General features: G+C 65.8%; 1 protein-coding gene. It reads left to right on the top strand.

Annotated features, from left to right (window positions below):
* Positions 1–145 precede the first annotated feature (145 nt).
* The gene (locus RJ03_RS27390) at positions 146–1,366 is read left to right on the top strand and encodes an IS110 family RNA-guided transposase (RefSeq protein WP_083871372.1); all 1,221 of its coding nucleotides are present in this window, start codon (positions 146–148) and stop codon (positions 1,364–1,366) included.
* Positions 1,367–1,382 lie beyond the last annotated feature (16 nt).

Raw genomic sequence — 1,382 nt, 5'->3', positions numbered from 1 at the left:
CTTCTGTTGTGGCTCGGGAGGAATGGCTGCCCCGCCGTGCTGGACGCTCCGGCCTCTGATTGAGATCTGATGCGGTTCGTCGCTGGTTAGGGACCTGATGGCGGGGCTGTCCACGGGCTTGTGCCGCGTGAACGGAAGTATGAGAGTGGCTCTGCGCCAACGCATCTGGATCGGAATCGATGTCGGCAAGGTCGGCCATCACGTGTGCGTGGTCGACGAGAACGGCAAGGTGTGCTGGTCGGGCAAACTTGCCAACGATCAGCGAGCGATCGAAGCGGTGATCGACCGCGCCCACAAGACCGGGATCGAGGTGCAGTGGGCGGTCGATCTGACCAGCCCGCTGGCCGCGCTGCTGATCACGGTGCTGCTGTCCGCCGGTGAGCTGGTGGTCTATGTGCCCGGCCGCATGGTGGCCACCATGACCGGCATCTTCCGCGGCGAGGGCAAAACCGACGCCAAGGACGCCCGCGTCATCGCTGACACCGCCCGCATGCGCGCCGACCTGCAGCCGGTCACCGCCCCCGACGAGCTGGTCGCCGAGCTGACCCAGCTGTCGAGCTACCGCACAGACCTGATGAACGACTGGGTGCGCGGGGTCAACCAGCTGCGCTCCATGCTCGCCTCGATCTTCCCCGCTCTGGAGGCCGCGTTCGACTACTCGGCGCGCTCGCCGCTGATCCTGGTCGCCCGATTCTGCACTCCAGCGGAAATTCGTGACGCCAAAATTGATGGCGTCACAACCTATCTCGCTGAGAACGGGGCCTGGCGCAAGGGTATCGATGCGATGGCCGCGGCGGCCGTTGTCGCAGCCGGGACTCAGGACATCGCCGTGCCCGGCGAGGCCACCACCGCCGCGCTGATCAAACGGCTGGCGAGCAAGCTGCTCGACCTCGACCGTGAGATCAAAGATCTCGACAAGCAGATCACTGCCCGTTTCCGCGAACACCCGCAGGCGGCGATCATCGAATCGTTGCCCGGCATGGGTCCGCACCTGGGCACCGAGTTCCTCGTCAACACCGGCGGCGACGCGATGGCCGAGTTCACCACTCCTGGCCGGCTGGCCTCCTACGCCGGGCTCGTACCTGTGCCACGCGATTCCGGCCGGATCAGCGGCAACCTGCACCGGCCCAAACGCTACAACCGCAGGCTGCGTCGCGTCTTTTACATGGCCGCGTTGTCCTCCATCAAGGCCGAAGGCCCATCGCGAACCTTCTACCAGCGCAAACGAACCGAACGGCTCGTCCATGCCCAGGCGCTCCTGGCGTTGGCCCGACGCTTGGTCGATGTCCTGTGGGCCCTGCTGCGCGACAACCGGCCCTTCGAGGCCAAGCCCCCGAGCGTCAACGCGACCCCGGCTGCGGCTTGACATCGTCATTGAGATT

The sequence above is a fragment of the Nocardia aobensis NBRC 100429 genome (genome assembly GCF_000308375.1).
GTDB lineage: Bacteria > Actinomycetota > Actinomycetes > Mycobacteriales > Mycobacteriaceae > Nocardia > Nocardia aobensis.
This window is presented reverse-complemented; position numbering and strand designations above follow the sequence as displayed.